Origin of the sequence: Pseudaeromonas paramecii (genome assembly GCF_039540575.1) — a bacterium.
GTDB classification, from domain to species: Bacteria; Pseudomonadota; Gammaproteobacteria; order Enterobacterales; family Aeromonadaceae; genus Pseudaeromonas; species Pseudaeromonas paramecii.
Genome location: NZ_BAABFC010000014.1, coordinates 105,970 through 132,848 on the forward strand (window position 1 = coordinate 105,970; position 26,879 = coordinate 132,848).

24 protein-coding genes are annotated in these 26,879 nt (G+C 61.9%); 12 read left to right on the forward strand and 12 right to left on the reverse strand.

The features are described from left to right. Window positions 1-143 precede the first annotated feature (143 nt). Entirely contained in the window at window positions 144-458 is a 315-nt protein-coding gene (locus ABD847_RS11740; protein WP_345013201.1) for a BolA family protein, read from the reverse strand. Between the two features lie 10 nt (window positions 459-468). Beyond that, window positions 469-1,059 carry an alpha-ketoglutarate-dependent dioxygenase AlkB family protein gene (locus tag ABD847_RS11745; RefSeq protein WP_345013203.1) on the reverse strand — a complete coding sequence of 197 codons (591 nt, stop codon included), beginning with the start codon at window positions 1,057-1,059 and terminating at the stop codon, window positions 469-471. Between the two features lie 67 nt (window positions 1,060-1,126). Here ABD847_RS11745 and ABD847_RS11750 point away from each other — a divergent pair, with 67 nt between their 5' ends. Genes ABD847_RS11750 through ABD847_RS11760 form a run of 3 tightly spaced genes read left to right on the forward strand, consistent with a single transcriptional unit; the run spans window position 1,127 to window position 3,382 of the window. Continuing rightward, window positions 1,127-2,254, forward strand: coding sequence for a methyltransferase (locus tag ABD847_RS11750; protein ID WP_425568459.1), 1,128 nt, complete (start codon window positions 1,127-1,129; stop codon window positions 2,252-2,254). Between the two features lie 10 nt (window positions 2,255-2,264). Then, window positions 2,265-2,828: a YajG family lipoprotein gene (locus tag ABD847_RS11755; RefSeq protein ID WP_345013205.1), complete on the forward strand. Its 564-nt coding sequence runs from the start codon at window positions 2,265-2,267 to the stop codon at window positions 2,826-2,828. A 2-nt stretch (window positions 2,829-2,830) separates the two neighbouring features. Continuing rightward, window positions 2,831-3,382: a peptidylprolyl isomerase gene (locus tag ABD847_RS11760; RefSeq protein WP_345013207.1), complete on the forward strand. Its 552-nt coding sequence runs from the start codon at window positions 2,831-2,833 to the stop codon at window positions 3,380-3,382. Window positions 3,383-3,430: 48 nt separating this feature from the next. On the opposite strand, the gene ABD847_RS11765 is transcribed toward ABD847_RS11760, so the two are convergent. Next, window positions 3,431-4,714, reverse strand: a complete 1,284-nt coding sequence (locus ABD847_RS11765) for an AmpG family muropeptide MFS transporter (RefSeq protein ID WP_345013209.1) — start codon at window positions 4,712-4,714, stop codon at window positions 3,431-3,433. A gap of 276 nt (window positions 4,715-4,990) precedes the next feature. Between ABD847_RS11765 and ABD847_RS11770 the strand changes: the two genes are divergently transcribed. After that, window positions 4,991-5,797 (forward strand): nucleoside-specific channel-forming Tsx family protein, encoded by an 807-nt coding sequence (locus tag ABD847_RS11770; protein ID WP_345013211.1) that lies wholly within the window; start codon window positions 4,991-4,993, stop codon window positions 5,795-5,797. A gap of 63 nt (window positions 5,798-5,860) precedes the next feature. Here the strand turns inward: ABD847_RS11770 and ABD847_RS11775 are convergent, their stop codons facing one another. Then, window positions 5,861-6,343, reverse strand: coding sequence for a YajQ family cyclic di-GMP-binding protein (locus tag ABD847_RS11775; protein WP_345013213.1), 483 nt, complete (start codon window positions 6,341-6,343; stop codon window positions 5,861-5,863). Window positions 6,344-6,502: 159 nt separating this feature from the next. Here ABD847_RS11775 and ABD847_RS11780 point away from each other — a divergent pair, with 159 nt between their 5' ends. Together ABD847_RS11780 and ABD847_RS11785 are read left to right on the forward strand one after the other, a co-directional pair. After that, a complete protein-coding gene (locus tag ABD847_RS11780) occupies window positions 6,503-7,414 on the forward strand; it encodes a ketopantoate reductase family protein (protein WP_345013215.1) in 912 nt (303 codons plus the stop codon). Then, on the forward strand, window positions 7,407-7,976 hold the full coding sequence (locus ABD847_RS11785) for a DJ-1 family glyoxalase III (RefSeq protein ID WP_345013217.1): 570 nt from the start codon (window positions 7,407-7,409) through the stop codon (window positions 7,974-7,976). Before ABD847_RS11780 ends, ABD847_RS11785 begins: the two co-directional genes overlap by 8 nt. A gap of 81 nt (window positions 7,977-8,057) precedes the next feature. Here ABD847_RS11785 and ABD847_RS11790 read toward each other — a convergent pair whose 3' ends face one another. From ABD847_RS11790 to thiI, 4 genes are all read right to left on the reverse strand, one after another. Further along, window positions 8,058-8,582, reverse strand: coding sequence for an MltR family transcriptional regulator (locus ABD847_RS11790; protein ID WP_345013219.1), 525 nt, complete (start codon window positions 8,580-8,582; stop codon window positions 8,058-8,060). A 59-nt stretch (window positions 8,583-8,641) separates the two neighbouring features. Beyond that, a complete protein-coding gene (locus tag ABD847_RS11795; RefSeq protein ID WP_345013221.1) occupies window positions 8,642-9,805 on the reverse strand; it encodes a mannitol-1-phosphate 5-dehydrogenase in 1,164 nt (387 codons plus the stop codon). A gap of 57 nt (window positions 9,806-9,862) precedes the next feature. Next, window positions 9,863-11,797 carry a PTS mannitol transporter subunit IICBA gene (locus ABD847_RS11800; RefSeq protein WP_345013223.1) on the reverse strand — a complete coding sequence of 645 codons (1,935 nt, stop codon included), beginning with the start codon at window positions 11,795-11,797 and terminating at the stop codon, window positions 9,863-9,865. Between the two features lie 500 nt (window positions 11,798-12,297). After that, window positions 12,298-13,755 (reverse strand): tRNA uracil 4-sulfurtransferase ThiI, encoded by a 1,458-nt coding sequence (gene thiI, locus ABD847_RS11805; RefSeq protein WP_345013228.1) that lies wholly within the window; start codon window positions 13,753-13,755, stop codon window positions 12,298-12,300. Window positions 13,756-13,981: 226 nt separating this feature from the next. On the opposite strand from thiI, the gene ABD847_RS11810 reads away from it, so the two are divergent. Both ABD847_RS11810 and ABD847_RS11815 read left to right on the forward strand, forming a co-directional pair. Beyond that, window positions 13,982-15,508, forward strand: a complete 1,527-nt coding sequence (locus ABD847_RS11810) for a helix-turn-helix transcriptional regulator (protein ID WP_345013230.1) — start codon at window positions 13,982-13,984, stop codon at window positions 15,506-15,508. Window positions 15,509-15,723: 215 nt separating this feature from the next. After that, on the forward strand, window positions 15,724-18,285 hold the full coding sequence (locus ABD847_RS11815) for an alpha-amylase family glycosyl hydrolase (protein WP_345013232.1): 2,562 nt from the start codon (window positions 15,724-15,726) through the stop codon (window positions 18,283-18,285). 285 nt (window positions 18,286-18,570) lie between these two features. On the opposite strand, the gene ABD847_RS11820 is transcribed toward ABD847_RS11815, so the two are convergent. After that, a complete protein-coding gene (locus ABD847_RS11820; RefSeq protein ID WP_345013234.1) occupies window positions 18,571-19,503 on the reverse strand; it encodes a flagellar motor protein MotB in 933 nt (310 codons plus the stop codon). Window positions 19,504-19,512: 9 nt separating this feature from the next. Continuing rightward, window positions 19,513-20,271, reverse strand: a complete 759-nt coding sequence (pomA, locus tag ABD847_RS11825) for a flagellar motor protein PomA (protein WP_345013236.1) — start codon at window positions 20,269-20,271, stop codon at window positions 19,513-19,515. 247 nt (window positions 20,272-20,518) lie between these two features. On the opposite strand from pomA, the gene ABD847_RS11830 reads away from it, so the two are divergent. The 3 genes from ABD847_RS11830 to dxs are packed head-to-tail and all read left to right on the forward strand — an operon-like array spanning window position 20,519 to window position 23,544. Then, window positions 20,519-20,758 carry an exodeoxyribonuclease VII small subunit gene (locus ABD847_RS11830; RefSeq protein WP_345013238.1) on the forward strand — a complete coding sequence of 80 codons (240 nt, stop codon included), beginning with the start codon at window positions 20,519-20,521 and terminating at the stop codon, window positions 20,756-20,758. Further along, the gene (gene ispA / locus ABD847_RS11835; RefSeq protein ID WP_345013240.1) at window positions 20,759-21,649 is read left to right on the forward strand and encodes a (2E,6E)-farnesyl diphosphate synthase; all 891 of its coding nucleotides are present in this window, start codon (window positions 20,759-20,761) and stop codon (window positions 21,647-21,649) included. A 17-nt stretch (window positions 21,650-21,666) separates the two neighbouring features. Continuing rightward, complete coding sequence (gene dxs / locus ABD847_RS11840) at window positions 21,667-23,544, forward strand: 1-deoxy-D-xylulose-5-phosphate synthase (protein ID WP_345013242.1); 1,878 nt, start codon at window positions 21,667-21,669, stop codon at window positions 23,542-23,544. 71 nt (window positions 23,545-23,615) lie between these two features. Here dxs and ABD847_RS11845 read toward each other — a convergent pair whose 3' ends face one another. Then, on the reverse strand, window positions 23,616-23,864 hold the full coding sequence (locus ABD847_RS11845; protein ID WP_345013244.1) for a hypothetical protein: 249 nt from the start codon (window positions 23,862-23,864) through the stop codon (window positions 23,616-23,618). A 537-nt stretch (window positions 23,865-24,401) separates the two neighbouring features. On the opposite strand from ABD847_RS11845, the gene ABD847_RS11850 reads away from it, so the two are divergent. Next, window positions 24,402-25,946, forward strand: coding sequence for a histidine kinase N-terminal 7TM domain-containing diguanylate cyclase (locus tag ABD847_RS11850; protein WP_345013246.1), 1,545 nt, complete (start codon window positions 24,402-24,404; stop codon window positions 25,944-25,946). Here ABD847_RS11850 and ABD847_RS11855 read toward each other — a convergent pair. Beyond that, on the reverse strand, window positions 25,943-26,878 hold the full coding sequence (locus tag ABD847_RS11855; RefSeq protein WP_345013248.1) for an ABC transporter permease: 936 nt from the start codon (window positions 26,876-26,878) through the stop codon (window positions 25,943-25,945). The genes ABD847_RS11850 and ABD847_RS11855 overlap by 4 nt on opposite strands. Window position 26,879: the final 1 nt, after the last annotated feature.

The following is a 26,879-nucleotide window of genomic DNA, read 5'->3' on the forward strand; positions in this document are numbered from 1 at the left end:
CCTCGCGGGCAACAATTAATTAATCTAATGCGAAATGGCAACACATGATCAAATCCACCATAATGAATCCATGTTAATCAATGAGTTAGTTAGCGAATCAATATTGATTAAACGCAGAAATCATAACAATCCGATAAATATTTTTACTTAATATCAACCTTGCCGACACAGGTTGGGGTCTTGGGGGCTCCTTGCCGGGCTTGCCACTCCTCCGGGGTATAGGTGTGTAGCGCCAGGGCGTGCACTGGCCCGGCCAACAAATCAGCCAGGATGCGGTTGACCGCTTGATGCCTGGCCACCAGACGCAAGCCGACAAACTGTTGACTGACCACCACCAGCTTGAAATGACTCTCGGCCCCAGGTGCGGTTCTGTGCAGATGGCTTTCGTTCTCCACCGTCAGCAACTGGGGAGAAAATTCGGCTTCGATGCGTTGCTCAATGAGATGCTGCACTGTCATTCAGGCACTCCTAGACGGGGGAAGAATAAAGATAACGAAAGGTCAGATTGATGCGCTCAACACAGGGACGACGGGTCTTGGGTAGCGCATGCAACCAGTGATGCTGCAAGGCCCCGGCCATCACCAACAGGCTGCCCGACGGCAGTTCCTGGCTCAGTCGTTCACCACCATCCCGGTGCTTGAGCGCAAAGCGCCGCACCTGTCCCAGGCTCAAGGAGGCGATGACCGGCTCCCGCCCCAGCTCAGGCTCGTCATCGGCGTGCCAGCCCATACTGTCCTGACCATGGCGATAGCGGTTCAACAACAAGCCGTTAAAGCGCTGGCCGGCACGCTGCTCGCACGCCCGCCACAGAGGCATCAACCAGTCGGGCGGCGCACAGGCCGGCAGCGTCAATCCGGAATAACGATAGGCCAGGGCGCCAAACCAGGCCACCAGCCGCGGCTGCTCGACCCAGCGGCCAAACAGCCGGATGGTCTCCTGTCGCCAGGGGATCTGCGCCGTCAGCTGCTGCTGCCAGGCCATGGCCGTCTCCGGCGGCAGAAAGTCCGGATACCAATACAACACGCCATCCCGCAGAGGATTCACCCCATATGCCAGCATAACGCTCCCACTGGTGTATTCCCGGCCGGCAGGTAGAATAGCGCTATTTTAAGTGATTGGAAGAGTTATGAGCCTGATGGAGCTAGCCGGCCAACCTTGGCGGCTGGAGCGTTATCCTCCCGGTGGAGATCCTAGCCTACAAGCCTGGGAAGCGGCGGACGAATACCTGATGCAGGCCCTGGCGGAAGCCCCCCTGCCGGCCGGCCCCCTGCTTATCTTCAACGATGGGTTTGGTGCCCTGAGCTGCTGGCTCCACGCCCATTCCCCCATCAGCATCAGCGACTCCTATTTGGCCCAGCAGGCCTGTCAGCAGAACTGGCACAGCAACGGGCTGGATGAGGCGCAGCTGCACCAGCAGGACAGCCTGGCGCCCCTGCCGGACGAGCCGGGCTGCGTGCTGTTCAAGATCCCCAAGACATTGGCACTGCTGGAATACCAGTTGGCCGCCCTGCGCCGGGTCGTCACACCCGCAACCCGGATACTGGCGGCCGCCAAGGCGCGGGACATTCATAGTTCGACCCTGGCGCTGTTCGAGCGTTATCTGGGCCCCACCCGCACCAGTCTGGCCTGGAAGAAGGCCCGGCTGATCCGCTGTGAATTGGATCCGGCGCTTGCCCCTCAGGCGGCACCCTATCCCACCGTCTGGCCCCTGGAAGAGACGAACTATCAGATCCTCAATCACGCCAATGTCTTCTCCCGCGGCAGCCTGGATATCGGCGCCCGCTTCTTCCTGGCGCACCTGCCGGGTAACCGACTGGGTACCATTGCCGATCTGGGCTGTGGCAACGGTGTGCTGGGGCTCATGGCCCTGGCTCGTAACCCCGAAGCCAAGCTGTTATTCGTGGATGAATCCCATATGGCGCTATCCTCGGCACGGCAAAACGTCGAAGCCAACCGGCCGCAGGATCTGGCTCGCTGTGAGTTTCGCCTGGGAAATTGCCTGGCCGGCGTCGACAGCAGTAGCCTGGCCACCGTTTTGTGCAATCCGCCGTTTCACCAGCAACAAGCCATCACGGATCACATCGCCGAGCAGATGATCCGGGATGCCCACCGCTGCCTGGCCAAAGGCGGCGAGCTCTGGTTGATCGGCAACCGGCATCTGGGGTATCACCACAGGCTGAAAAAACACTTTGGCCGGGTAGAAACCGTGGCCAGCCACCCGAAGTTTGTTCTGTTACGTGCCATCAAACCATAAAGGAGTTGTTATGCGTGCATCTGCATTATTGGTGCTGTCCCTGCTGTTGGGCGGCTGTGCCGCCAGTTGGCCGGAACAGGCAAGCCTTAATCCCCAGGTCGGCCAACAGCCCGCCGGGCTGTACCAAGGCCAGAGCCTGAGCCTGCAGGCCCAGGACAAACGCCTGGCCAGCCAGGTGATCACCATCAAGTTCGACGGCGAACCCGTGGTCAAGGTGCCCAACCAGGTGGCCCCCGCCGAGCTGTTGCGGCAGAAACTGGAACAGGGATTTGCCCAGCAGGGCCTGAGTCAAGGCGGCATGGACAGCCCGGAGATGACCCTCATCATCAACGCCCTGGAAGCCCAGGTCACCAAGCCTGGACTGCTCTACAAGACCCGTACCCAGCTGCAGATCAAGCTGGAATTGCGGCACAATGGCCTATATTTGGGCAAGTCTTTCGGCAAAAACAGCACCGAGGACAGCGCCAGTCGCCCGGATGTCCCTGGCATCGAGAAGACGCTCAACCAACAGCTGAGCACCCTGCTTGACCAGGTGCTGGTTGACCAGGAAATCCGTAGCTTCATCAAGGGGTAACCATGAAGAACAGCCTGATACTCGCCCTGCTATTGTGCCTGCCGACCCTGACCTGGGCCGGCACCAAGGTGGCCTTCGATACCACTGAGGGCCGCATCCTGGTGGAGCTGGAAGATGAGCTGGCCCCTGCCACCGTCAGCAATTTTCTGCAGTATGTGTCCGACGGCAGCTATAACGGCAGTCTGTTCCATCGGGTGATCAAGGGCTTCGTGGTGCAAGGAGGCGGTTACCGCGAAGATGGCAGCACCCTGCCCAATCTGGCCCCCATCACTAACGAATCAAAAAACGGCCTGTCCAATCTGCGGGGTACCCTGGCCATGGCCCGCACCGCGGCACCACACAGCGCCACCCGCCAGTTCTTCTTCAACCTGGTGGATAACACCCGGCTGGATGGCGGTGCTCAGTGGGGCTATGCGGTATTCGGCAAGGTGATCGAGGGTCTACCGGTACTGGATGCCATCGCGGCACACCCCACGGGCTTCGACAGCAAGCTGGGTGCCAATGATGTACCGCAGGATCCCGTGGTGCTCAAATCGGTCACCGTATTGCCCTAAGGCAGAGTGCAGCAGATAACACAGGCGCCAGAAGGCGCCTGTATCATTTTAGGAGGGTGAGTCCTCGCTGCCGGGCGCGGCCTGCCAGGGCGCCACCTTGAACAGCAGCAGCATGCCGGGCACCGCCAACAGGGTGCAGAGCAAGAAGAAAGGCACCCAGCCCAGGGACTCCGCCAGATAGCCGGTGCTGGCATTGAAGAAGGTTCGCGGCACCGCCGCCAGGCTGGTGAACAGGGCAAACTGAGTGGCGGTATAGCGTGGATCCGTGGTGCGGGCGATAAAGGCGGTGAAGGCCGCCGTCCCCAGCCCCACGCCCAACGCCTCGGCACCGATCACCAGCCCCAGTGACCAGGGGCTCGGCGGCACGGTCGCCAGCCAGGCAAACCCCAGTATGGTCAACAGCTGCACCACACCAAATAACCACAGCGCCCGATTGATCCCCAGCCTCACCATCCACAGTCCGCCCAGCAAGGCGCCGATGACGCAGGGCCAGAGCCCGGCATTCTTGGCCACCAGGCCAATCATGGTCTTGCTGTAGCCCAAGTCGAGGTAGAAAGGCGTCGCCAGGGCGGTGGCCATGCTGTCCCCCAGCTTGTAGAGAAAAATGAAGCCGAGAATATACAGGGCATTGCGCCAGCCTTGACGGGTGATGAACTCGTGGAAGGGCTCCACCACCGCCTGGCGCAGCGTCTGCGGTACCCGGGCCAGCTGAGGCTCGGTTACCAACAGGGTCAGCGCTATCCCCGGCAGCATAAACAGGGCGGTCAGCATGAAGACCAGAGGCCAGGGCAGGTGATCCGCCAGTATCAGGGAGAGGGCCCCGGGCACCAGGCCGGCGATGCGATAGGCATTCACATGCACCGCCGTGCCCAGCCCCAGTTCATCGTCGGCGAGTATCTCCCGGCGATAAGCATCCAGCACTATGTCCTGACTGGCGCTAAACAGCGCCACGGCGCCGGCCAGCAAGGCGATGAGCTGCAACGAGGGCCCATCGCTGGGCACCAGGCTGCCCAGCAGGGCGATGCCCCCCATGAGCAACAGTTGGCTGAGCAACATCCAGCCGCGGCGGCGTCCCATGCCCAGCACGGACCAGCGATCCATCAGGGGCGACCAGAGAAACTTCCAAGTGTAGGGAAACTGGATGATGGAGAAGAGGCCGATGAGCGCCAGATCCACGCCCTCGCTTTTGAGCCAGGCCGGCACCAGGTTGATCAGCAGGTAAAGCGGCAGGCCGGAGCTGAAACCGGTAAACACACAGATCAGCATGCGGCGGTTGCACAGGGGTTGCAGCGGGCCCAGCCAGGGCGGGCACCCGGTTGAGGAAGTCGACATAGACACCAGGATCTCACGGCTCAAAAGTCGCTACCTTATCCCAAAGCCCCTGATGGCACCATGGGCCGGCCAACAGCCGCCAGCAATCGTTTGAGTGAAAAGTTGTCTAACGAATCCACATTTGAGGATCAATGACGAAAAAAGCAGCACGCAAACGAATTTCTGTCACATTTTTGCTTCTCTGAGACCGGGATCACGCATAAAATTCTCTCGCCCTGAACAGCCTCTGAACAGGGTGCTACGGAATCTATCACAACGAATATAAAGAGAGACATCATGGCCAATTTCACCAAATCTGCGTGGGCTGCCGCAGTCTTGACTGCTGCCTGCTCCACCACCAGCTATGCCGCTGACTACAGCGACGGTCTGCACAAGAACGACTACAAATGGATGCAGTTCAACCTGATGCATACCATCGATCAACTGCCCTACTCCAAGTCCGAAGGTGGCTATAACGACACCTACATGGAGATGGAATTTGGCGGTCGCTCCGGCATGTGGCAACTGTACGGCTACGTGGATGTGTTCGATGTGCTGAACGATCGTCACGACGACAAGCATCACGGCGACAACCTGTACATGAAGTTTGCCCCCCGTCTGTCCCTGGACGCCCTGACCGGCAAGGATCTCTCCTTCGGTCCGGTGAAGGAAGTGTACATCGCCAACCTGAACAGCATCGGTGGTCCGGACGGCCTGTTCGAGACCTTCATCGGTCTGGGCTCCGATGTGGAGGTGCCCTGGTTGGGTACCGTGGGGGCCAACCTGTACGCTCGTCACGTTCAAGAAGGTGCCACCACTGGCTGGAATGGCTATCAGTTCTCCATGAACTGGTTCAAGCCGGTCTACAACTTCAGCAACGGCAGCTTTATCGCCTATCAGGGTTACCTGGATTACATGTTTGATGCCAAGGACAGCTCCACCGATGGCACCGGCTTCTTCCACGGTATCTACTGGCACTCCGACCGTTATGCCGTCGGCTATGGTCTGAAGTACTTCAATGACGTCTATGGTCTGCAAAACGGCATCTATGGCCTGAAGACCACCGGCTTCGGTCACTACTTCGACGTGACCTACAAGTTCTAAGCATCTGATGATGCAATAAAAAACCGGAGCACTGGCTCCGGTTTTTTTTTCGCGAAGGCGATATTAGTCGCGGAAGTTGGTGAACTGGAACGGCTGGCCCAGCTCGGCACCGCGGATCAGGGCGATGACTTCCTGCAGATCATCGCGCTTCTTGCCAGTCACCCGCACCTCATCGCCCTGAATGGCGGCCTGTACCTTGGCCTTGGAGTCCTTGATCAGCTTCACCAGCTTCTTGGCCATCTCTTTGTCGATGCCCTGACGAATGCTCACCGTCTGAAAATAGCGCCGACCGGAATGCTCAGGCTCACCGGCATCCAGGCAGGAGGCATCCAGATTGCGCTTGATCAGCTTGTCCCGCAGTATGTCCATCATCTGCTTGAGCTGAAAATCCGCATCGGCGGCCAGCTTGATCTCCTCCTTGGTCAACTCGAAGGAGGCCTCCACACCGCGGAAGTCGAAGCGGGTCTGCAGCTCACGGTTGGCATTGTCCACCGCGTTCTGCACTTCGTTCATGGCAACTTCGGAAACGATATCAAAAGAGGGCATTTTCCTTATCCTGTCGGTTTTATAGGTTGGCGGCTAATCTAGCATAAAAGCGGTCACAGTCCGAAGTCCGGCACGGCGCACCGTGATGGCATCCCGGCAGCAGATCCATTATGGTCTGAGGGAAAACCGGGCCGTCCCAGGGGAGAAGAAGAGGTCACCATGGAAAGCTTACGCAATTGGACCATATTGGGGTGTGGTGCCATCGGCGGCATGATGGCGGGTCTGCTATCCCGGGCCGGGCACCAGGTCAGCCTGCTGCGCACCGACAAGGAGCAGGTGACCCTGCCCATCATACTGCGCTTTGAGGATCTGGACGGCCAGATCCACCAGGTGGAGCCGGACTTCCTGCTGCCCAAGGATGCCGACAACATCAGCCTGCTGCTGGTGACCACCAAGGCCTATCAGGTGGCGCCGGCCATGACGCCCCTGATCGACCGCCTGCCCACCCACACCCCCATACTGCTGCTGCACAACGGCATGGGCACCGAAGACTGGGTGAAGGACCACTTTCCCGACAACCCGCTGCTCATCGGCATCACCAGCAACGGCGCCTTGCTGGTGGAGCCCGAACACATACGCCATACCGGCCCGGGGGAGACCTGGATAGGCGCGGCCAACCCGGCGGCGCAAGCCTGCCGCCCCCTGGTGGAATTGCTGGCCCAGGCGCTGCCCCATGCCGCCTGGAGCGAACAGATCCACCGCCAGCAATGGACCAAGCTGGTGATCAATGCGGTGATCAATCCCCTCACCGCCCTCAACAACATTCCCAACGGCGAGCTGATTGCCTTCCAGGCCGACATCCAGACCCTGTGCCGGGAACTGCTGCCGCTGCTGGCCCAGCAGGGCTTCAGCGCGCCAGAAAAATACTGGGTGGACAAGGTGCTGCAGGTGGCCAGCCTCACCGCCAGCAACTACTCCTCCATGCATCAGGATCTGGCCCGCGGTCGCCCCAGCGAAATCGACGCCATGACCGGCTTCTTGCTGGCCGAGGCCCGGCGCCTCGGCCTCAGCCTGCCGGCCCACCAAGCCCTCTACGACAAGATCAAAGCCAAGGAGAACAGCCATGAGTAAACAGGCCCTGGTGGTGCTCGCCCCCGGATGTGAAGAGCTCGAAGCCGTCACCAGTATCGACGTGCTGGTGCGGGGGGGCGTCAAGGTGACGGTGGCCTCGGTCTGCCCGGATGGCCAGCTGCAGATCCGCGCCTCCCGCGGCGTCCAGCTGCTGGCCGACTGTCCGCTGCGGGATGTGGCGGATCAGCCCTTCGATCTGATCCTGTTGCCCGGCGGCCTGCCTGGGGCCGAGCACCTGCGGGACACCCCCTTGCTCATCGATCTGCTCAAGGCCCAGGCTCGGCGCGGCGCCTGGCGGGCCGCCATCTGTGCCGCCCCCGCCCTGGTGCTGGCGCACCATGATCTTATCGGTAGCGCTCACGTCACCGGCTATCCCGGCACCGAAGGCGCGCTGGGCGCCGCCTATCGGGATCAGGCCGTGGTGGTGGATGAGGCCAATAAGCTCATCACCAGCAAGGGCCCAGGCACCGCCGTGCTGTTTGGCCTGGCCGCCGTCGCCGCCCTGCAAGGCGACGCCGTGGCGGATCAGGTGGCCGCCGGCCTGCTGGTGAGTCGTCACTGACCGACTGAGTCAACAAGATCCACCTCATAAAAAAAGGAGCAGACATCCGCGGATGGCTGCTCCTGGTCTTTGTGGCCAAAGCTAAATGGGACTTTCCTTGGCCAGCTCCAATACCAAAGCGGATACACACAACAACAGGCTGGATCGCACCATCTGATCCTGGCGCTCCAACTGCATGGCGGCTAGCAGGGGATCGGCGGCCACCGGCGCCGTCAGCAAGGGCAAGCCCTCCAGCTGCAGGCCGTGCAGCGCCTGCAAGCGATCCAACAGCGCCGGGTCGGAAAACCGGTAGTCCTGACGACTCTCGCACAACCAGTCCCTCAGCCGGATAAACAGCTCCAGATCCTGATAGGTGTTGAGGGAGATCATCCCCAGTCCCAGCAACAACTTGAGCCTGACCGGCAACTCGGACAGAGGGCCCTGGCGGTTGAGCAGCGGTTCGATGGCGTACTTGACCGCATAGTCATCCTGACGGAAGGCAGAGCGGATCAGATGCTCCACGCCGTCGGTGATGATGCTCACCGTCTCCATGAAGAAGCCCCGCGGGCTGCTCAATGCCCCCAGTCGCTCCAGAACCTCATCTTCTCTCGTTACGTCAGTCATCATTGTTATAGGTTGTTGATCCATCAGTGACAGACAGCGCCGCCTGGGCGCTGCCCAGCCCGTTAGGACAGCGCCTGGCCGCTCAGGGCCTGATAACGCTGCACTATCCTGGCCGCTTCGGCACTGTCGGCGGCCAGGCCGGTGGCCCGGCACAAGGCGTCCAGCACGCCGAACTCGGCAATCCAGCCCTGCAGCTCCAGCGCCTGGGGATCGGCGGCATTACGGTAACACAGGGCGGCGGCAATCCCCTCCAGCAAGGCGTCGTTGGGCAGGCCGTATTCCAGGGTGCCCAGCAGGGGCTTCACCAGTCTGTCCGCCGGCCCCAGCTTGCGCAGCGGCTGACGGCCGACCCGCTCTATCTCATCCACCAGGTAGGGGTTGGCGAAGCGCCCGAGGATCTTCTCGATGTAGGCGCCGTGCAGCTGACGGTCAAAACCGTAGCGCCGCACAAGCACCTCGCCGCTTTGCTCCATGGCCCGTTTCACCGTCTGGCGGATCTGCGGATCGGCAATCGCCTCCCGAATGGTCTGGTAGCCCGCCAGGTTCCCCAGGTAGGCGGTGACGATATGCCCGGTGTTGAGAGTGAACAGCTTGCGCTCCACGAAGGCGATCAGGTTGTCGGTCAGCTCCATGCCTGCCACCTGGGGGATGGGGCCGCGGAACTGATCCTTGTCCACTATCCATTCGCTGAAGCTTTCCACCGTCACCTCCAGGGGATCGGCGTCGTTGGCGGCGGCCGGCGGCACGATGCGATCCACCGCCGAGTCCACGAAGCCGACACACTGCTCCAGTCGCCCGTGGTATTGCTCCGGCAGGCAGGCCAGCACCGCCGCCTTCAGGTGGGCGGTGCCCCGCACCATGTTCTCACAGGCGATGATGTTGAGCGGCGCCAGGTTCGGTTCGTCAAACCGCAGCTGCAATCCGCGGGCCAGGGTGCTGGCGATCTTCTCCAGTACCTGGGGCCCCACGGCGGTGGTGATGAGATCCGCATGGCGGATCTGGTCGATCACCGCCTCGCTGTTGGCATCCACCGCCACGATGCGATTGATCACGTCGATCTGATGCTGGGCCCCCACCACGTGCACCCGATACTGCTGGGCATGGTTGAGCTGATCCACCAGTTGATGGTTGGCGTCGGCGAAGGCCAGCTCGGCGCCGGACTCGGCCAGCAGCTTGCCGATGAAACCCCGGCCAATGTTACCGGCACCAAAATGCAATGCTTTCATGTCTTACTACTCCATACATCCAAAGAGAGACCCGGCGGCCTGGCCGCCGGGCAGGCATCAGGCCGCGCGGTGACCGCTCAGCAGATCCAGCACATAGTGCGGATCGGCGGTGGTGGTCAGCCGTTCGATGATCTCGGGATCATCGAGGGCGTTGGTGAGGTTGCTGATCACCTGAATGTGTTCGTCATTGCGCGCGGCAATGCCGATCACCAGCTTGGCGACGGCGTCCTCGTCCTGGCCGAAGCGCACCCCCTCGGGGTATTGGCAGATCACCACCCCGGTACGCTTGACCTTCTCTTTGGCATCTATGGTGCCGTGGGGCACGGCGATGGACTCACCCAGATAGGTGGAGACCAGTTTTTCCCGCGCCAGCATGGCATCCACATACTCGGGCTCCACGAACCCGCCCTCCACCAGCAGCTGGCCGGCGGTGCGGATGGCGCTCTCCTTGTCCGGGGCCGACAGGCCCAGACGGATATTATCGGTCGTCAGGCTGAACAGAGGCGTCGCCTGCGGCACATAGCTATCATCGTTGGCGGCCACCAACGCCGGCGCCGGATGGTACTGCGCGTCGTTGGCCGCCTGCAGTTGCTGCACCAGATCCTGGTACAGGCCATTGTCCAGGAAGTTGCTCAGGGACAGATGCCGGGCATGGGGCGCATGACGACGGGCCCGCTCCGTCAGATCCTGGTGGGTGATCACTAGATCGGCGGACTCATCCAGATTGTTGATGGCCAGATTGGTCACCTGGATCGGCAGGCCAGCCGCCTGCACCTTCTTGCGCAGCAGGCTGGCGCCCATGGCGCTGGAGCCCATGCCAGCATCGCAGGCCACCACGATCCGCTTGACCGCGGACAGGCTCAGGTTGCCGTTTGCCGCGGCGGGAGCCTGGTGTTGCTGCCCCTTGCTGGCCGACTTCATGGACTTCATCTTGCGGGTGGCTTCATCCAGGCCATCCTCATGGTGCTCCACCGGCTTATGGGCCCGCACGAAGAAGGAGGCCACCACGAAGGAGACACAGGTCGCCGCCAGGATGGACAACAGCACCCCCACCAGGGAGGACTTGGGTGTCATCAACAGCACGGCGAAGATGGAGCCGGGAGAAGCCGGAGAAACCAGGCCGGCATCGAACAGGGTCAGCGTGAAGACCCCGGTCATGCCGCCGGCGATCACCGCCAGGATCAGGCGCGGATTCATCAGCACATAGGGGAAGTAAATCTCATGGATCCCCCCCAGGAAGTGGATGATGGAGGCGCCGGCGGCGGACTGCTTGGCATTGCCACGGCCGAACATCATGTAGGCCAAGAGCACGCCAAAGCCCGGCCCCGGGTTGGCCTCAATCAGGAAGAACAAGGACTTGCCATGCTCGGTGGCCTGCTGAATGCCCAGCGGCGAGAAGATGCCGTGGTTGATGGCGTTGTTGAGGAACAGTATCTTGGCCGGCTCGACGAAGATGGAGGTCAGCGGCAGCAGGTGGTTGTCCACCAGGATGCCGACCCCGCCCGCCAGCAGGGTGGAGAGCACCTTGACGAAGGGGCCAATCAGGTAGAACGCCACTATGGCCAGCAACATGCCCAGGATGCCGGCGGAGAAGTTATTCACCAGCATCTCGAAGCCGGACTTGACCTTGCCATCGATGGCTCGGTCGAAGCGCTTGATGACCCAGCCACCCAGCGGGCCGACGATCATGGCGCCCATGAACATGGGAATATCGGTGCCGACGATCACCCCCATGGTGGTCACGGCGCCGACGATGCCACCCCGTTCGCCGCCCACCAGCTTACCGCCGGTGAAACCGATCAGCAGGGGCAACAGATAGGTGATCATGGGCCCCACCATCTTGGCCAGCGTCTCGTTGGGCAGCCAGCCGGTGGGAATAAACAGTGCGGTCAGAAAGCCCCAGGCGATAAACGCGCCTATGTTGGGCATGACCATGTTAGACAGGAAGCGGCCAAAATTCTGTATCTTGACCTTGGTATCAGGTGATAGCATATCGACACCCCGTTTGACGCATCAGTTGAATGGTTGAGTGGCGAGGGCCTGGTTTTGCCGAACCGGTCACCTCGTTGGTTACTGCACAGTCAATCTACCACTCTCCCTGAAAACGCTGCCGAGAACGGGTTTTTTTTGCGATTTCCATCACCTTTCCCCCGCATTACCCTCACCACAAGAGTGAGTCGCATCACAATTTATTGTGAATATTCCGTTATCAAATCACATCAATGACCAGTTTTTGTGACAAAGGTCACGCCGATACCCCACACCACCCCACCCTCCACCTGTGATGCAAATCACACTGGCAACAAATGTACTCGCATGAAGCTGGACATGAATGACACCGCAACGATGCAAATGAAATCCTCGGCTTTCGTACCGGCCAAGACTCGCCGCGCCGCGGGTCGATCGGCCAGGCGGCGTGAGCCAGCTCAGCCGGCAATCGCGGGCATAAAAAAGGGGCGCAGCGCGCCCCGTTCCACCTAGCTCTATGGTCATTAGTTCTGGCGATATACCTTAACATTCTGAAAGCCCTGCTCCTTGAGGTAGAGGGCCTGCAGCTTGCTCATCACCCCTTTCTCGCAATACAGCAGATAGGTGCAGCTCTGATCCAGATCGCCGAACTGAGTGGCCAGCTTGTAGAAGGGCAGGTGCCGCACCTCGTGGCCGTCCACGGCAAAGGGCCGCTCCTCCTGCTCGTCCGGCGAGCGGATATCCAGGATGACGTCGGCGCTGGACAGGGCCTGTACCGTCTCCACCTCCTGCACCTCGGCCTGGGTCTCCTCGCCGATCTGACGGATGTCCAGGTAGACGGCGTCCTTCACCACCTGCTCCAGCACGCCGAAGTCAAACTTGGCCTCTTCTTCCAGTACCCGCTCCATCCGCGCCTTGACGGTGGGCTTCTTGGAGATGACGCCGCAGTATTCCGGCATGGTCTCGGCGAACTCCAGGGTGCCGATCTGACGGGCGGTGTCGATGATGTCCTGCTTGTCGGAGACGATGAGCGGCCGCAGGATCAGGGTGTCGGTGACGCTGTCGATGACGCTGAGGTTGGTCAGGGTCTGGGAGGAGACCTGACCCACACTCTCGCCGGTCACCAGGGCCTCGATGCCCAGATCGGCGGCCACCGCCGAGGCGGCGCGCATCATCATCCGCTTCAAGATCACCCCCATGTGGGAGTCTTCCACCTTCTCCAGTATCTCCCCCACCACCGGCTCGAACGGCACGGAGACGAAGCGTACCCGGTGGGAGGCACCGAACTTGTTCCACAGGTAATAGGCCACCTGCTTCACCCCCACCTCGTGGGCACGGCCCCCCAGGTTGAAGAAGCAGTAATAGACCCGGCAACCGCGCTTGATGAACTGATAGGAAGAGACGCCGGAGTCAAAGCCGCCGGAGATGAGGCTCAGCACCTTCTCCTGGGTGGAGAGTGGATAGCCGCCGAGCCCCGGATGGATGGCACTCACCAGGTAGAGGCGCTCGTTCTCCACCTCCAGGTTGATCAGCATCTGCGGGCTCTTCAGCTTGACCCCGCCGGTGGCGAAGTTCTGGTTGAGGCCACCGCCCACATAGCGCTCGATCTCGATGGAGGTGAACTCATGCTGGCCCTTGCGCTTGACCCGCACACAGAAACTCTTGCCGGCCAGCTGCGGGCCGTACACGGGCGCCGTGGCCTCATAGATGTCATGCAGGGTGGCGAAACGGTGCTCCTGCACCTCCAGGATCTGCTGGATGCCCGGCGTGCACTTGAGGCACTCCACCACGGCGGCACGCAGCTTGTCATCGCCATCGTCACAGGAGACCACCAGCTTGTCCCAGTCGTTGCGCACCCGCGCCTCCACCCCGATGCGGCGCAGCACGTTGCGGATATTGCCCTGCAGCACCTTGCACATGCGCTGACGGACCGACTTGCTCTTGATGGTGATTTCCGGGAACAACTTGATGATGAATTTCATGGCAACTCTTTTGGCTTTCACTGGCGTTGGGGGCGGTGGCGGAACAAACCGCCAGGGCACGGCTGACGGGGGCCCGTCAATGGGGCGGCATTATCGCACAGCGCCCCCGTGCTTGCCATGTTCGCCCCGGCATCCGTGCCGGCGCACAATGCCACGGCTGCCACCTTGAGCCAAAGAGCGCCATTGCGTAGGCTGCCGGCCTAAGTACTGATGTTAGGAGCCTGCCGTGCCTTCCCCTACCCCCTCATCTGCCGCCTCGTCACGTCAACAGGCTCACTGGTTGCGTCAGCAGCTGGCCACCCACTGGGTGCAGCAGCAGGTCACCATAGGCGATGAAATCTGGTCGCAGTCCCAGTTGGTCCTCTTGCTGGAATACGCCTTGTTGAGCGCACGGGACATCCGTGCCGGCCTCACCCTATGGTGCGAGAGTCTGCCGCTGCTGGGACTGCCCTGGTATCCCAGCCTGACCTGGACGCCCTCGCACCTGCGACTGCAATTTTCGGCCACCCAGCCCCAGGCCGATCCACAGCCCCTGTGGTACCTGCTCCAGCTGCTACACCTGCGGCTGAGTCAATGGCAGCCAGTGCGGTCATGGCGTCTGGAGTGGCCGCAGCGCCGCAGCGGCGAGCCGGGCAAGACGGTTGAGCTGGAGAGCCGCTACGCCGCCCAGCCGGCCCTGGAGCTGGATCTGTCCGATTGGCCCGCCAGCCCCTACCCGCAATGGCAGGATCTGCATGGGCCGCTGGCCACCATGCTGCACCGCCTGCACCGCCTGGGCGCCCAGCCCAGGGGGCTGCTGGAAGAGATAAAGGCCCATCTGGAGCAGGCCCTGCCGGCCAGGCCACCACTGCCGCAACTGGCGCAGCAGCTGGGAATCCCGGTGCGCTCCTTGCAACGCCAGCTGCAGCAGCACGGCACCCGCTACAGCCAGCTGCTGGACGAGGTTCGCCGCAACAAGGCCATCGCCTTGTTGTGCCACGAACAGCACAGCGCCCAGGCGGTGGGGCTGGCCCTGGGCTACCAGGATGCCCCCAGTTTTCAACGCGCCTTTCGCCACTGGTTCGGCCTGACACCGGGGGCCTTTCGCCGCCGGTATTTCGAGCTGGAACCCGATGAGCAGCATGAGCCGGAGGTGAGCCTCTACTACGCCATCAATCAGTTGCAACAACAGAGCCTGCGCCAATACAGCGGCGCCCGCATCTGGATCAGCCTGCGCAACCTGGCCTTCGACAAGGCGGTACAGGTGTTGTGCGAGGATCAAGACGGCATCTGGCGCCCCTATCCGGCCACCTTCGAACGCTTCATCGGGCCGGAGCGGGAGCTGTGGTCCACCCCCAGCCTGCCGGTGCATCACCCCTTGCGCTTTCGCATCGAATACCAGGCCGGCGGCCAGCGCTATCTGGACAACAACGGCGGCCAGGATTATGCCCTGTCCCAGCCGGTGTTACTGGGGCCGCACCCTGTGATCTGTCACCAACTGCTGGCCTGCCCCCAGGGTGACAAGCCGGAGGCCGTACTGGTGCGCCTGTTCAGCCGGGATCCCTGGCCCGCCGCCTGGGCCTGCTGGCAGCAGGACGGGCAATGGCAACGCCATCCATTGGCCAGCCAGCCTTGTGGCTCGGCCTGGCGCTGGGAGGCCCTGGTCCCCGGGCCGGATGCCAAAACCCCGCTGTTTTTCGAGTTTGGCCAGGTAGGAAAGGGTCAGATGAGACTGGACAACGGCGGCGAAGGATGGCTGCCCCTCCCCTGGTAGCCCGCCGCAGCTCACACTTTTGCCCATTGGCCTAACCGGCCAACTTGCTGGCGCAATCGGCTAATTTCATATCTTTACCAAACCTTAAGATTGTCGCCTCTGGGACAACAAACGATGGTAATAACATGGATAAAAACCGAAAGCTCCGGCTTACAACTCTGGCAACTGCACTGATCATCGCCCTTTCCGGCTGTAACGATAGCAATGACACGCAGGTGGTTGATGATAACGCTCCTCGCCTTGCCTCACCGGATTGGCGCGATCAGGTAATCTATTTCCTGATGATCGACCGCTTCAACGACGGCGATCCCAGCAACAACGATCAGGGTGCCAACGAATACGACCCCACCAGCGATGCCAAATTCAGCGGCGGCGATCTCGCCGGGGTGACCCAGAAACTGGATTACCTCCAGGGACTGGGGATAAGTGCCGTATGGACCACGCCTCCGGTGGCCAACCAATGGTGGGATCCGGCACAGAACTACGGCGGCTATCACGGCTACTGGGCCCGAGATCTGCAGAAAGTCGACGAACACTTCGGCGATCTGGCCAGCTACCGCGCCCTGGCCGATGCCCTGCACGACAAGGGCATGTACCTGATCCAGGACGTGGTGGTGAACCACCTGGGCAACTTCTTCACCTACACAGGCACCTATGATCCCGCCCAACCCTGCGCCGGTTTCGAGCTGATCCCCGGTGCCCTGGCCGCCGGCCAGAACCTGCCGGCACCGCTCAATCAGAACGACTGCAACAACGCCGACGATTTTGTCGCCGCCATCTACCACTGGACCCCGGCCATCAGCGATCACAACGTGGAGGAGCAGGAATTTACCTACCAGCTGTCGGATCTGGACGATCTCAACACCGACAACCCTGTGGTGCGGGACTACCTCAAACAGAGCTACCGCTACTGGATCGACAAGGTCGGAGTGGACGCCTTCCGGGTGGACACGGTGAAGTACGTGGATCACGACTTCTATCATGACTTCCTGCATGCCGAGGACGGCATCCTGGCCGATGCCGCCAAGCGGGGCCGCGATAGCTTCCTGACCCTGGGGGAAATCTTTGAAACCTCCAGCCCCTACCAGACCAATGGTGAAGAGAAGCTGCTGGCCTACCTGGGCACCCAGGAGAAGCCCGAGCTGACCTCACTGCTCAACTTCCCCCTGCAGGCCACCATGAACCAGGTGTTTGCCGGCGGCCAGCCCACCGCCCAACTGGGCTATCGGCTGCGCAAGATGATGGAGCTCTACCCGGATCCCTATCGCCTGGGTAACTTCATCGACAACCATGACATGGCCCGCCTGCTCTCCCAGGCCAGTCAAGACGACGTCAAGCAGGCCTTCTTCACCCTGCTGACCCTGCCGGGCATTCCGGTGATCTACCAGGGCACGGAGCAGGGTTTCACCGGTTATCGGGACGCCATGTTCAATGGCGGCTATCGGGAGGATGGCCAGCAGATGGACTCCTTCAACACCGACTCCGACATGTACCGCTTCCTCCAGGCCCTCACCCGCCTGCGTCAGGAGCACAAGGTGCTCTCCCGCGGGGATCTGCAGATCCTGGCCGAAGACAGCACAGGTGCCGGCATCTTTGCCTACAGCCGCACCCTGGATGACGACGAGGCCATGGTGATCCTGAACACCGGCGATACCCCCATGCTGCTCAACCAGATGGCCACCGGCGCCGCCGCCGGCACCCGTTTCCAGGTGCTGGACAGCCTCAATGCCGACGCCCTGGCCGACAACCTGGTCACCGATGATGACGGCCGCCTGACCCTGGCCCTGCCGGCCAAGTCCGCCCTGCTGCTCAAGGCCAACGGCAGTGACACCCCGCAAGCCGGCGATGCCAGCCTGAGCCTGACCACGGCATTGGCCGATGCAGTGCTCACCGCCGATCTGCCCCTGGCGGGTACCGGTACCCCGGCTCACAGCCTGCAACTGGTGGTGGACGGCAACCTGGGCACCGCTCAGACGGTCACAGTGGACGATAACGGCCAGTGGCAAGGCAGCCTGAGCGTGCGCCACTTTGCCATCGGCCAGGTGGCTCACCGCTTCGCCTTGTATGACAGCCAAAGCGGTGCCAGCCTGGCGGACATCGCCTTCTCGAGCGATCTCAGCTACCCCGCCACCCCCAACGTGGAGGTGGATGACAGCGGCGATGCCACCGAGGGTGCCGGCGGCCCCCTGGGCAGCTACAGCCTGCCCACGGATGCCAGCTTCGACAAGCAGTCCAGCCAGCTGGCCATCGAGTCGGCCCGAGTCTATCAGGCCGGCAGCAATGTGCGCCTGAGCCTGACCATGGCCAACCTCACCGACACCTGGGCGCCGACCAATGGCTTCGATCATGTGGGCTTTAGCATCTTCATCCACCTGCCGGGTCAGGGCGAGGGTGCCAGCCTGCTGCCCAAGATGAATGCCAGCCTGCCTGTCGGCAGCGATTGGCAACGTCAGGTGGTGGCCTTCGGCTGGCAAAACAGCCTGTATGGCAGTGACGGTGCCAGCGCCAGCGGCTTCGGTACTCCGCTGACCCCGGCTCCCACCCTCTCGGTGGACAAGGACAACCGCACCATCAGCTTCGACTTCCCCAGCCAAGCCTTGGGACGGCCCGACAGCCTGGACGGCATCCAGTTCTATGTCACCACCTGGGATCTCGATGGCCTCTCCAGCAGCTATCGTCCGCTACAACCCGAGGCGGGCAACTGGAACTTCAGCGGTGGCGCCAGCAGCGAACCCCTGATCTGGGACGAGCTGCCCCTGCTGACCCTGAGCGAATAACCTTAGCCTCAACCTAGCGACCAACCGGAGCCATTATGGCTCCGGTTTTTTTATGCCTGGCCTGAGCCCCCGGGATCGCCACGGTGAACCACAATGACAGCGCACCGGCATACGGCGAGCCACCTTGCACGCCGCTTATTCCTCACGCCTCGGCAGCCCCTGGTCAAACCCGCCGGGCGCCAGGGACTGGACGCCCCAGCCCACACGGGAGGCTGGCATCAGCCGGAAATAAAGGGACAAAAAAACCGGCGCCTAAGCGCCGGTTGGGGGGAGGGACAGGGGCCACTAGGGGGCGTTGCCCGCCTCGATGGGCTGAGAGTACTTGGGCTTGCCCTGGGCGACGGTGATCTCCACCCGACGATTTTGCCGACGATTGGCCACCGTATTGTTCGGCACCCTGGGCTGGGTATCGGCCAGCCCTTGAATGATCAGCCGGTTATGGTCAAAGTCCTGCACCATCAGCATCTGGTTGGCCACCGCCAGGGCCCGCTGCACCGACAGATCCCAGTTATTCTGGAACAACTCGTTGTGCACTATGCCGCTGTCGGTATGGCCGGAGACGGTGATCTCGCCGGGCACGTCCTTGAGCAGGGTGGCTATCTTGCGCACCACGGGCCAGAACTTGGGCTGCAGGAAGGCGGAGCCGGCGGGGAAGGAGGCATTCTCCTTGATGCGGATCACCAACTGCTGCCCCAGGGCTTCCACCTCAATCGAGCCATCGCTCACCTGTTCATTCAGCTGATCCACCATCATCTTAGCCGCCTCTTTCATCATCTGGGCCTGGCTGTCACTGTCGGAGGCCGCCTCAGCGCTGGACTCGGTCACCTGGGTCGCCTTGCTCTGGCCGCCGCTCTCCTGACCGGCTTCCTTCTGCTGACCACCGGACTTGTCCTCCTGGCCGGGCTGGAATTCCAGCTCGGTCTGGGTCAGCTCCGAGGTCTGCTGCATCATGGTGTCGATGGGGGTGGGCTCGGGGCGGCCGGGGCGGAACTCCAGCGCGATGACGGAGGTGCCCTTGGGAATGTCTTTCACCTCCAGCACATTCTGCACGCCGAAGGCATTGAGCATGGAGCCTGCCACCTGCTTGTACTTGAGCACGTCCATCTCCGAAAAGGAGAGCAACAACACGAAGAAGCACATCAGCAGGGTCATCAAATCGGCAAAGGTGCCCATGTAGGCCGGCAGGCCGGGGGGAGGGCAGTTGCACTTGTTGGCCATGGCCGCTCCTTACTCGGCGCCGGTCTGGCGCTTGGACTCGGCCAGGTAGTTTTTCAACATGGCTTCGATGACCCGCGGGTTCTGACCGTCCTGGATCCCCAGGATGGCATCCAGGATCAGGGCACGGTTGAGGGCCTCCTCACCACTGCGCAGCTCCAGCTTGTCCGCCACCGGAATGAGGAACATGTTGGCCATGATGGCGCCGTAGAGGGTGGTCAACAAGGCCACCGCCATGGCCGGCCCGATGGACTTGGGGTCATCCATGTTGGAGAGCATGGCCACCAGCCCCACCAGGGTACCTATCATCCCCATGGCCGGGCCCAAATCCGCCAGGGCACGAAACACCTTGATGGCGCTGGTGTGCCGCGCCTCGGTCAGGTCGATGTCCTTCTCCAGCACGGAGCGCACCACCTCGGCATCGTGGCCATCCACCAGCATGTCGATGCCCTTCTTCATGAAGGTGTTGGGGATCTCCGCCGCCTCTAACGCCAGAAAGCCGCCTTTGCGCGCCGCATCCGCCAGCTCCACCGCCTTGATGATGAGATCTTCAGGCTTCTCCGTCTTGAACATGAAGGCCTTCATCACCACCTTGAGGGCACCAAAAAACTGGCCCAGGTTGAATTTCATCATGGCGATGAAGATGGCACCCACCACTGTGATCAAGATGGAGGGCACGTCCACGAACATGGTCAGGGAGCCACCCAGTATCATGGCCCAGATCACCACCCCGAAGCCTACCACCACACCGATCAGCGTTGCTAAATCCACATTGCACTCCTACTGCTTGCCATCTGCCCATCCTTGTCAGAACGGTTGGCCGCCATCATCGTCTGGCCGGATTCTCCCCGATCGGCTCAGCACAGGCAACCGAGGATGGCCTTCTTACATATCGGCTCATTTGACAATACTTTAGCCTGCCGCCGAAGTTTATCGCCGGTTGGCGATCCTCCTCCCCCATTTCGGGCAGAGAGTGTTAAGATGACGCCACTTTTTTACACCCCCGTCGGAGTCAAGCATGGCCGCCCGTAAAGCCCCTGTCGCCAGTTTCGACCAAACCATGCAGGATCTGGAGCAGATAGTGCAGCAGTTGGAACAAGGCGACCTGCCCCTGGAAGAAGCCATCAAGCAGTTTGAACACGGCATCGCCTTGGTGCACAGTGGCCAACAGGCCCTGGCCCAGGCGGAACAGAAGGTGCAGATACTGCTGGATGGTCAGACACTAGCCCCCTTCAGCCCGGAAGCAGGAGAAGAATAAGTGGCCCTGGATGCCTTCTCTCAACATTATCGGCAACGGGTGGATGGCCAGCTGCAGGCGCAGCTTAATGCCCTGCCCGAACTGGCACCGCGCCTCAAGGCCGCCATGTCCCACGGCCTGCTGCTGGGCGGCAAGCGTGTGCGTCCCTTTCTGGTGTACGCCGTGGGCCACATGCTGGGCATTGCCGATGAGGTGTTGGACGCACCGGCCGCCGCCATCGAGTGCATCCATGCCTACTCCCTGATCCACGACGATCTGCCGGCCATGGACGATGACGATCTGCGCCGTGGCCACCCGACGGTGCACAAGGCCTTTGACGAGGCCAGTGCCGTGCTGGCCGGCGATGCCTTGCAAACCCTGGCCTTCAGCCTGCTGACCGACGGCCCCATGCCGGGCATCAGCGCCGGGCAACGACTGGCCATGGTCTCGGCCCTGGCCAAGGCCTCTGGCTATCTGGGGATGTGCGGCGGACAGGCACTGGATCTGGCGGCCGAGGGCCAACAGGTACCCTTGGCCCAGCTGGAGCAGATCCACCGCCACAAGACGGGGGCACTGATCGAATGCGCCGTCACCCTGGGTGCCCTGTGTCAGGCACAGATCACCCCGGCCACCCTGGCGGCGCTGCAGCGCTACGCCAGCGCCATCGGCCTGGCATTCCAGGTGCAGGATGACATACTGGATATCGTCGGCGATACCCAAACCCTGGGTAAACCGCAGGGCTCCGATCTGGCGCTGGAAAAGAGCACCTACCCCAGTCTGCTGGGGCTCGAAGCCGCCCAGGCCCTGGCCGCCCAACTGCACGATCAGGCGATTGCCGCATTGGCCGAGCTACCCTATGACACCCATATTCTGCACGCGTTCGCCGACTACATAGTCGAGCGGAACCACTGATGATAATGACAAGATCCATGAGCCTCGATATCACCGATTACCCGACGCTGGGCCTGGCCAACACGCCGGACGAGCTGCGTCTGCTGCCGGCCGACCGCCTGGAGGCCCTCAGCGAAGAGCTGCGCCGCTACCTGCTGGCGTCGGTGAGCAAAAGCAGCGGCCACCTGGCCTCCGGTCTGGGGGTGGTGGAGCTGACCATAGCCCTGCACTACGTCTACGACACCCCCTTCGACCGCCTGATCTGGGATGTGGGCCACCAGGCCTACCCCCACAAGATACTGACCGGTCGCCGCGACCGGCTGCACACCATACGCCAGAAGGATGGGCTACATCCCTTCCCCTGGCGGGAGGAGAGTGAGTTTGATCCCCTGAGCGTAGGGCACTCCAGCACCTCCATCGGTGCCGCCCTGGGCATGGCCATCGCCGCCCGCCGCGAAGGCCAGGGCCGCAAGGTGGTGGCGGTGATCGGCGACGGGGCCCTCACCGCCGGCATGGCCTTCGAGGCCCTCAACCATGCCGGGGATCTGCACGAGGATCTGCTGGTGGTGCTCAACGACAACGAGATGTCCATCTCGGAAAACGTCGGGGCGCTGAACAACCACCTGGCCCGCTGGCTGTCGGGCTCCCTGTACAGCAGCCTGCGCGAAGGCGGCAAGAAGGTGCTGTCCGGCCTGCCGCCGGTCAAGGAGCTGGCGCGCCGCGCCGAGGAGCACCTCAAGGGCATGGTGATCCCGGGCACCCTGTTCGAGGAGTTCGGCTTCAACTACATAGGGCCGGTGGACGGCCACGATCTGCCCACCCTCATCGAGACCCTCAAGAACATGCGTCAGCTCAAGGGACCCCAGCTGCTGCATGTGATGACCAAGAAGGGCAAGGGCTACGAACCGGCGGAAAAAGACCCCATCGGCTACCATGGTGTGCCCAAGTTCAATCCGGAAGAGGATTGCCTGCCGGCCACCCAGGGCGGCCATCCCGGCTTCTCCACCATCTTCGGCCAGTGGTTGTGTGACATGGCGGCAGCCGACTCGCGCCTCATCGGCATCACGCCGGCCATGCGGGAAGGCTCCGGCATGGTGGAATTCTCCCAGCGTTTCTCGGATCGCTACTTCGATGTGGCCATCGCCGAGCAGCATGCGGTGACCCTGGCTGCCGGCTTGGCCATCCAGGGGCAGAAACCCGTGGTGGCCATCTACTCGAGCTTCATGCAACGGGCCTATGACCAGATCATCCACGATGTGGCCCTGCAAAAGCTGCCGGTGCTGTTCGCCATCGACCGGGCGGGCATCGTCGGCGCCGACGGTCCCACCCACCAGGGGGCGTTTGACTTGAGCTTCCTGCGGGCCATTCCCAACCTGGTGATCATGACCCCCTCGGATGAGGACGAGTGCCGCCAGATGCTCTACACCGGCTACCAGCACACCGGGCCGGCGGCGGTGCGTTATCCCCGCGGTCATGCCGGCGGCACAGTGCCCCAGCAGACCATGACGGCCCTGCCCATCGGCCGAGCCCGGTTGCGGCGTCAGGGCAACAGCGGCCTGGCCATCCTGGCCTTCGGCACCCTGCTGCAACAGGCCAAACCGGTGGCCGAGCAGCTGGATGCCACCCTGGTGGACATGCGCTTCGTCAAGCCACTGGATACCGCGCTGCTCTCCGAGTTGCTCGGCACCCATGACCAGTGGGTGACGCTGGAAGAGAATGCCCTGATGGGTGGAGCCGGTTCGGCGATCAACGACTGGCTGATGCAGCAGGCAGCCCGCCCGGCGGTGCTCAACCTGGGGCTGCCGGATCGCTTCATCGAGCAGGGAACCCAGCAGGAAATCCTGCAGTTGCTGGAACTGGACAGTGCGGGGATCCTCGCTCAGATCAGCCGCTGGCAAGCCCGCCAGGCAGGCTAGTCAGCCAGAAGAAGAAGGCGCCAATAGGCGCCTTTTTTAGCTCTCCAACACAGGGGGCCAGGCCCCCTGCCTCATCTTTGCCTGGGCCATCTGTGCCGCTGACGGGTGCGACACACCAGGCGCAGAGCTTCACGCTGCTTGAGCTCCAGGGCGCGCCCCAGGCCATCCTCGTCCAGCCCCACATCCCGCAACAGGTGGGGGGTGGCGTAACGCATGGCATCGCGGGCGGCACGGCGCTCGGCTTGCAGACGGGATTGCTCCAGGGCCAGATCGGCCTTGACGCACAACAGGGCAAGATTCATCAAGATAGAACGACGCATGATTTAGTCTCCAACAGTTTGGGAGACCGCGGGCGGGGCGAAGGGAAACGGAGATCCCACTGGCCGCGCTGTACCGCGGCCTGGGATAAAAAGGATCAGGCAGCGGATCGTTGGGCGGTATCCGGGTTGGCGGAGGATGCATGACGACTGACGGACATCAGATGCCGATTCTGTTTCATGCTTGCCTCCTTACCGGGTGGTAACCGCGTCGATCCTGACTGCCCGAGCAGTATGCCCAATCGCCCACAGCATGACAATGGGGTCATTCGTCACCTAACTGGCATCATTAAGGCATTTTTAGCCACAAATTTAGATGGTTATTTTAACAAGTGCGCTAATCACAGCGCGAATATCCAAAATGCGCAGCCTATCGCAGATGCGGACGCAGGATCCGCCAAATCGGCAGGCCATTCACGACGCGTAAAAATTTCTATTGCTCGGGGAAACCCATAAAAAAGCCGTGGCGACTGACGACACTCCGCTTACAAATCCTTAAGATGAGCTGGACTATGCCAGCTTGTGGAGCCCAGCCATACCATGATGCCATCCCATGACTTCAGCCTGCTCAGCTGGCTGCTGTTCTTCTCCGCCGGGCTGATGCTGGGGCTGGCGCTGTTTTCCAGCCGACAGCGCCACTACCCGGTCGCCCACTGGTTTACCTGGCTGGCCCTGGCCATGTCCCTCTATAGTCTGGGTTATGGCATGGAGCTGGCGACCGGCGATCTGGTGCAGCTCAAATTCTGGCTCAACGTTGAATTCCTCGGCGCCACCTTCCTACCGGCCCTGCTGTTGCTGCTGAGCTATGCCTATCAGTACCATCGTCATCCCCCCATGACCTACCGGCTGCTGCTGTTAGGCACCAGTGCCGTCAACTTGGCCATCCAGCTGGGCAACGACTATCACCATCTCAATCTGGTGGACATTCAGTTCAGCGTCACCGATGGCCTGACCCTGAGCCAGCTAACCTTCGGCCCCTGGTACTACCTTCATCTGCTCTATGCCAACCTGGCCTCTCTGGTAACCCTGCTGGTCTTTTACCGGAACTGGCGCCGCTCCGCGCGGTTTCACAGTCGTCAGGCCCTGGCGCTGCTCTGCGGCGCCGCCATCCCCTGGCTGGGCTACCTCATCAGCCTGGCCCCCCTGACCAACCAGCTACAGCTGGACTGGTGCGTCATGAGCTTTGGATTCAGTGGCATCTGCTTCAGCTATGGCCTGTTTCGCTACCGCTTCACCCATCTGCCGCCCATTGGTCGCGAACAGGTGTTTGACGAGATCAGCGAGGCGGTGGTGGTGCTGGACAGTCATGGGCGATTGCTTGACTTCAACCAGCAGGCGGTCAACCTGTACCCCGCCCTCAGCCGCACCCTCATCGGCACCGCCAGCGAACCCCTGCTCAAGGAGCTGTTGCCCCTGCTGCAACAAGACAGCCAGGCTAGAGCCAGTCTGACGAAACAGGGCCGGCAATACGAGGTGCGTTGCCATCGCATCCGCCAGGAGGGGCCCCATACGGTGGGCTATGCCCTGCTGATGCACGATGTCACAGACCGTCATCAGCTGCTGTTACAGCTGCGGCACCAGGCAGAAGTGGATGAGCTGACCGGGGTGAACAACCGCCGCAAGATCCTCAGTCTGCTGGAGGAGGCCATCGCCCAGCTCTGGCAAGAGGGCCACCGTCAGCCCCTGAGCCTGATCCTGTTCGACCTGGACTTCTTCAAGCGGCTCAACGACAGCCAGGGCCATCAATTAGGCGATCAGATGCTCAAGCGGCTGGCCAGTCTGGTACAGGAGACGCTGATGCCCGGTGAGGCATTGGGCCGCTATGGCGGGGATGAGTTTCTGTTGCTGTTGCCTGGCAAGACCCCCTCGGAGGCCCTTGCGCTGGCCCAGCGACTCAACCAGCTCATCCAGCAGCAGCTGACCCTGAGCCTCAGCCTGGGGGTGGCGGGCTATCAGTTGCAGGACTCGGCCCACAGCTTGATCCAGCGGGCGGATCTGGCCTTGTATCAGGCCAAGGCAAAAGGCAGAGGCCAGGCCTGCCAACTGGCAGACACTGGCCTCCTTGCGGACGAGGGGCTGGCTTAGCCCTTGTAGACCTTGGGGTTGAACAGATCGCGCAGCCAGTCGCCCAGCAGATTGATCACCAGCACCAGCAGCACCAGGGCCACGCCGGGGAAGGCGGTGATCCACCAGGCACCGGAGAAGATGTAGTTGAAGCCGATGCTGATGAGGGAGCCCAGGGAGGGCTTGTCCACCGGCATGCCCAGCCCCAGGAAAGAGAGCGCCGCCTCGGACATGATGGCGTTGGCCACCTGCACCGTGGAGATCACCAGAATGGGTGACAGGCAGTTGGGCAGAATGTGGCGGAACATGATCCGCGGGGTGCGCAGCCCCATGACCCGCGCCGCCTCCACATACTCCTTCTTCTTCTCTGCCAGCACGGAGGCACGAATGGTCCGGGCGTACTGCGGCCACTCCGACACCCCTATGATGATCACCAGCATGAAGATGGCGTACCGGGAGTAGAACTCACCGCCCAGCGCCGCCTGGAAGATGGCCGAGACTATGATGGCCACCATCATGGTGGAGAAGGAAAGCTGCACATCGGCAAAGCGCATCAGCAGGTTATCCACCCGCCCACCCAGGTAGCCGGCCAGCAGGCCGATGACGATGCCCAGCACCAGCTGCAGCGCCACCGCAAACAGGCCTATGGTCAGGGAAACCCGTGAGCCATAGATGATGGTGCTGAAGATGTCCCGCCCCTGGTTGTCGGTACCCAGCCAGAAACGCTCATCCCCCCCGTCCAGCCAGCTGGGGGGCAACTCGGCATCCATGATGTCGTAGCCGGTGGCGTCATAGGGGTTGTGGGGCGCAATCCAGGGGGCCAGCAGGGCCAGCACCACATAAAAGACGAAGACGGCGAAACAGGCCATGGCCACCTTGTCTTTGAGGAAGTAGTACACCAAATCGGATTGGCGGAAACGAGCCCAGCGGCTCAGGGCAGCAGGTTGCGTCATG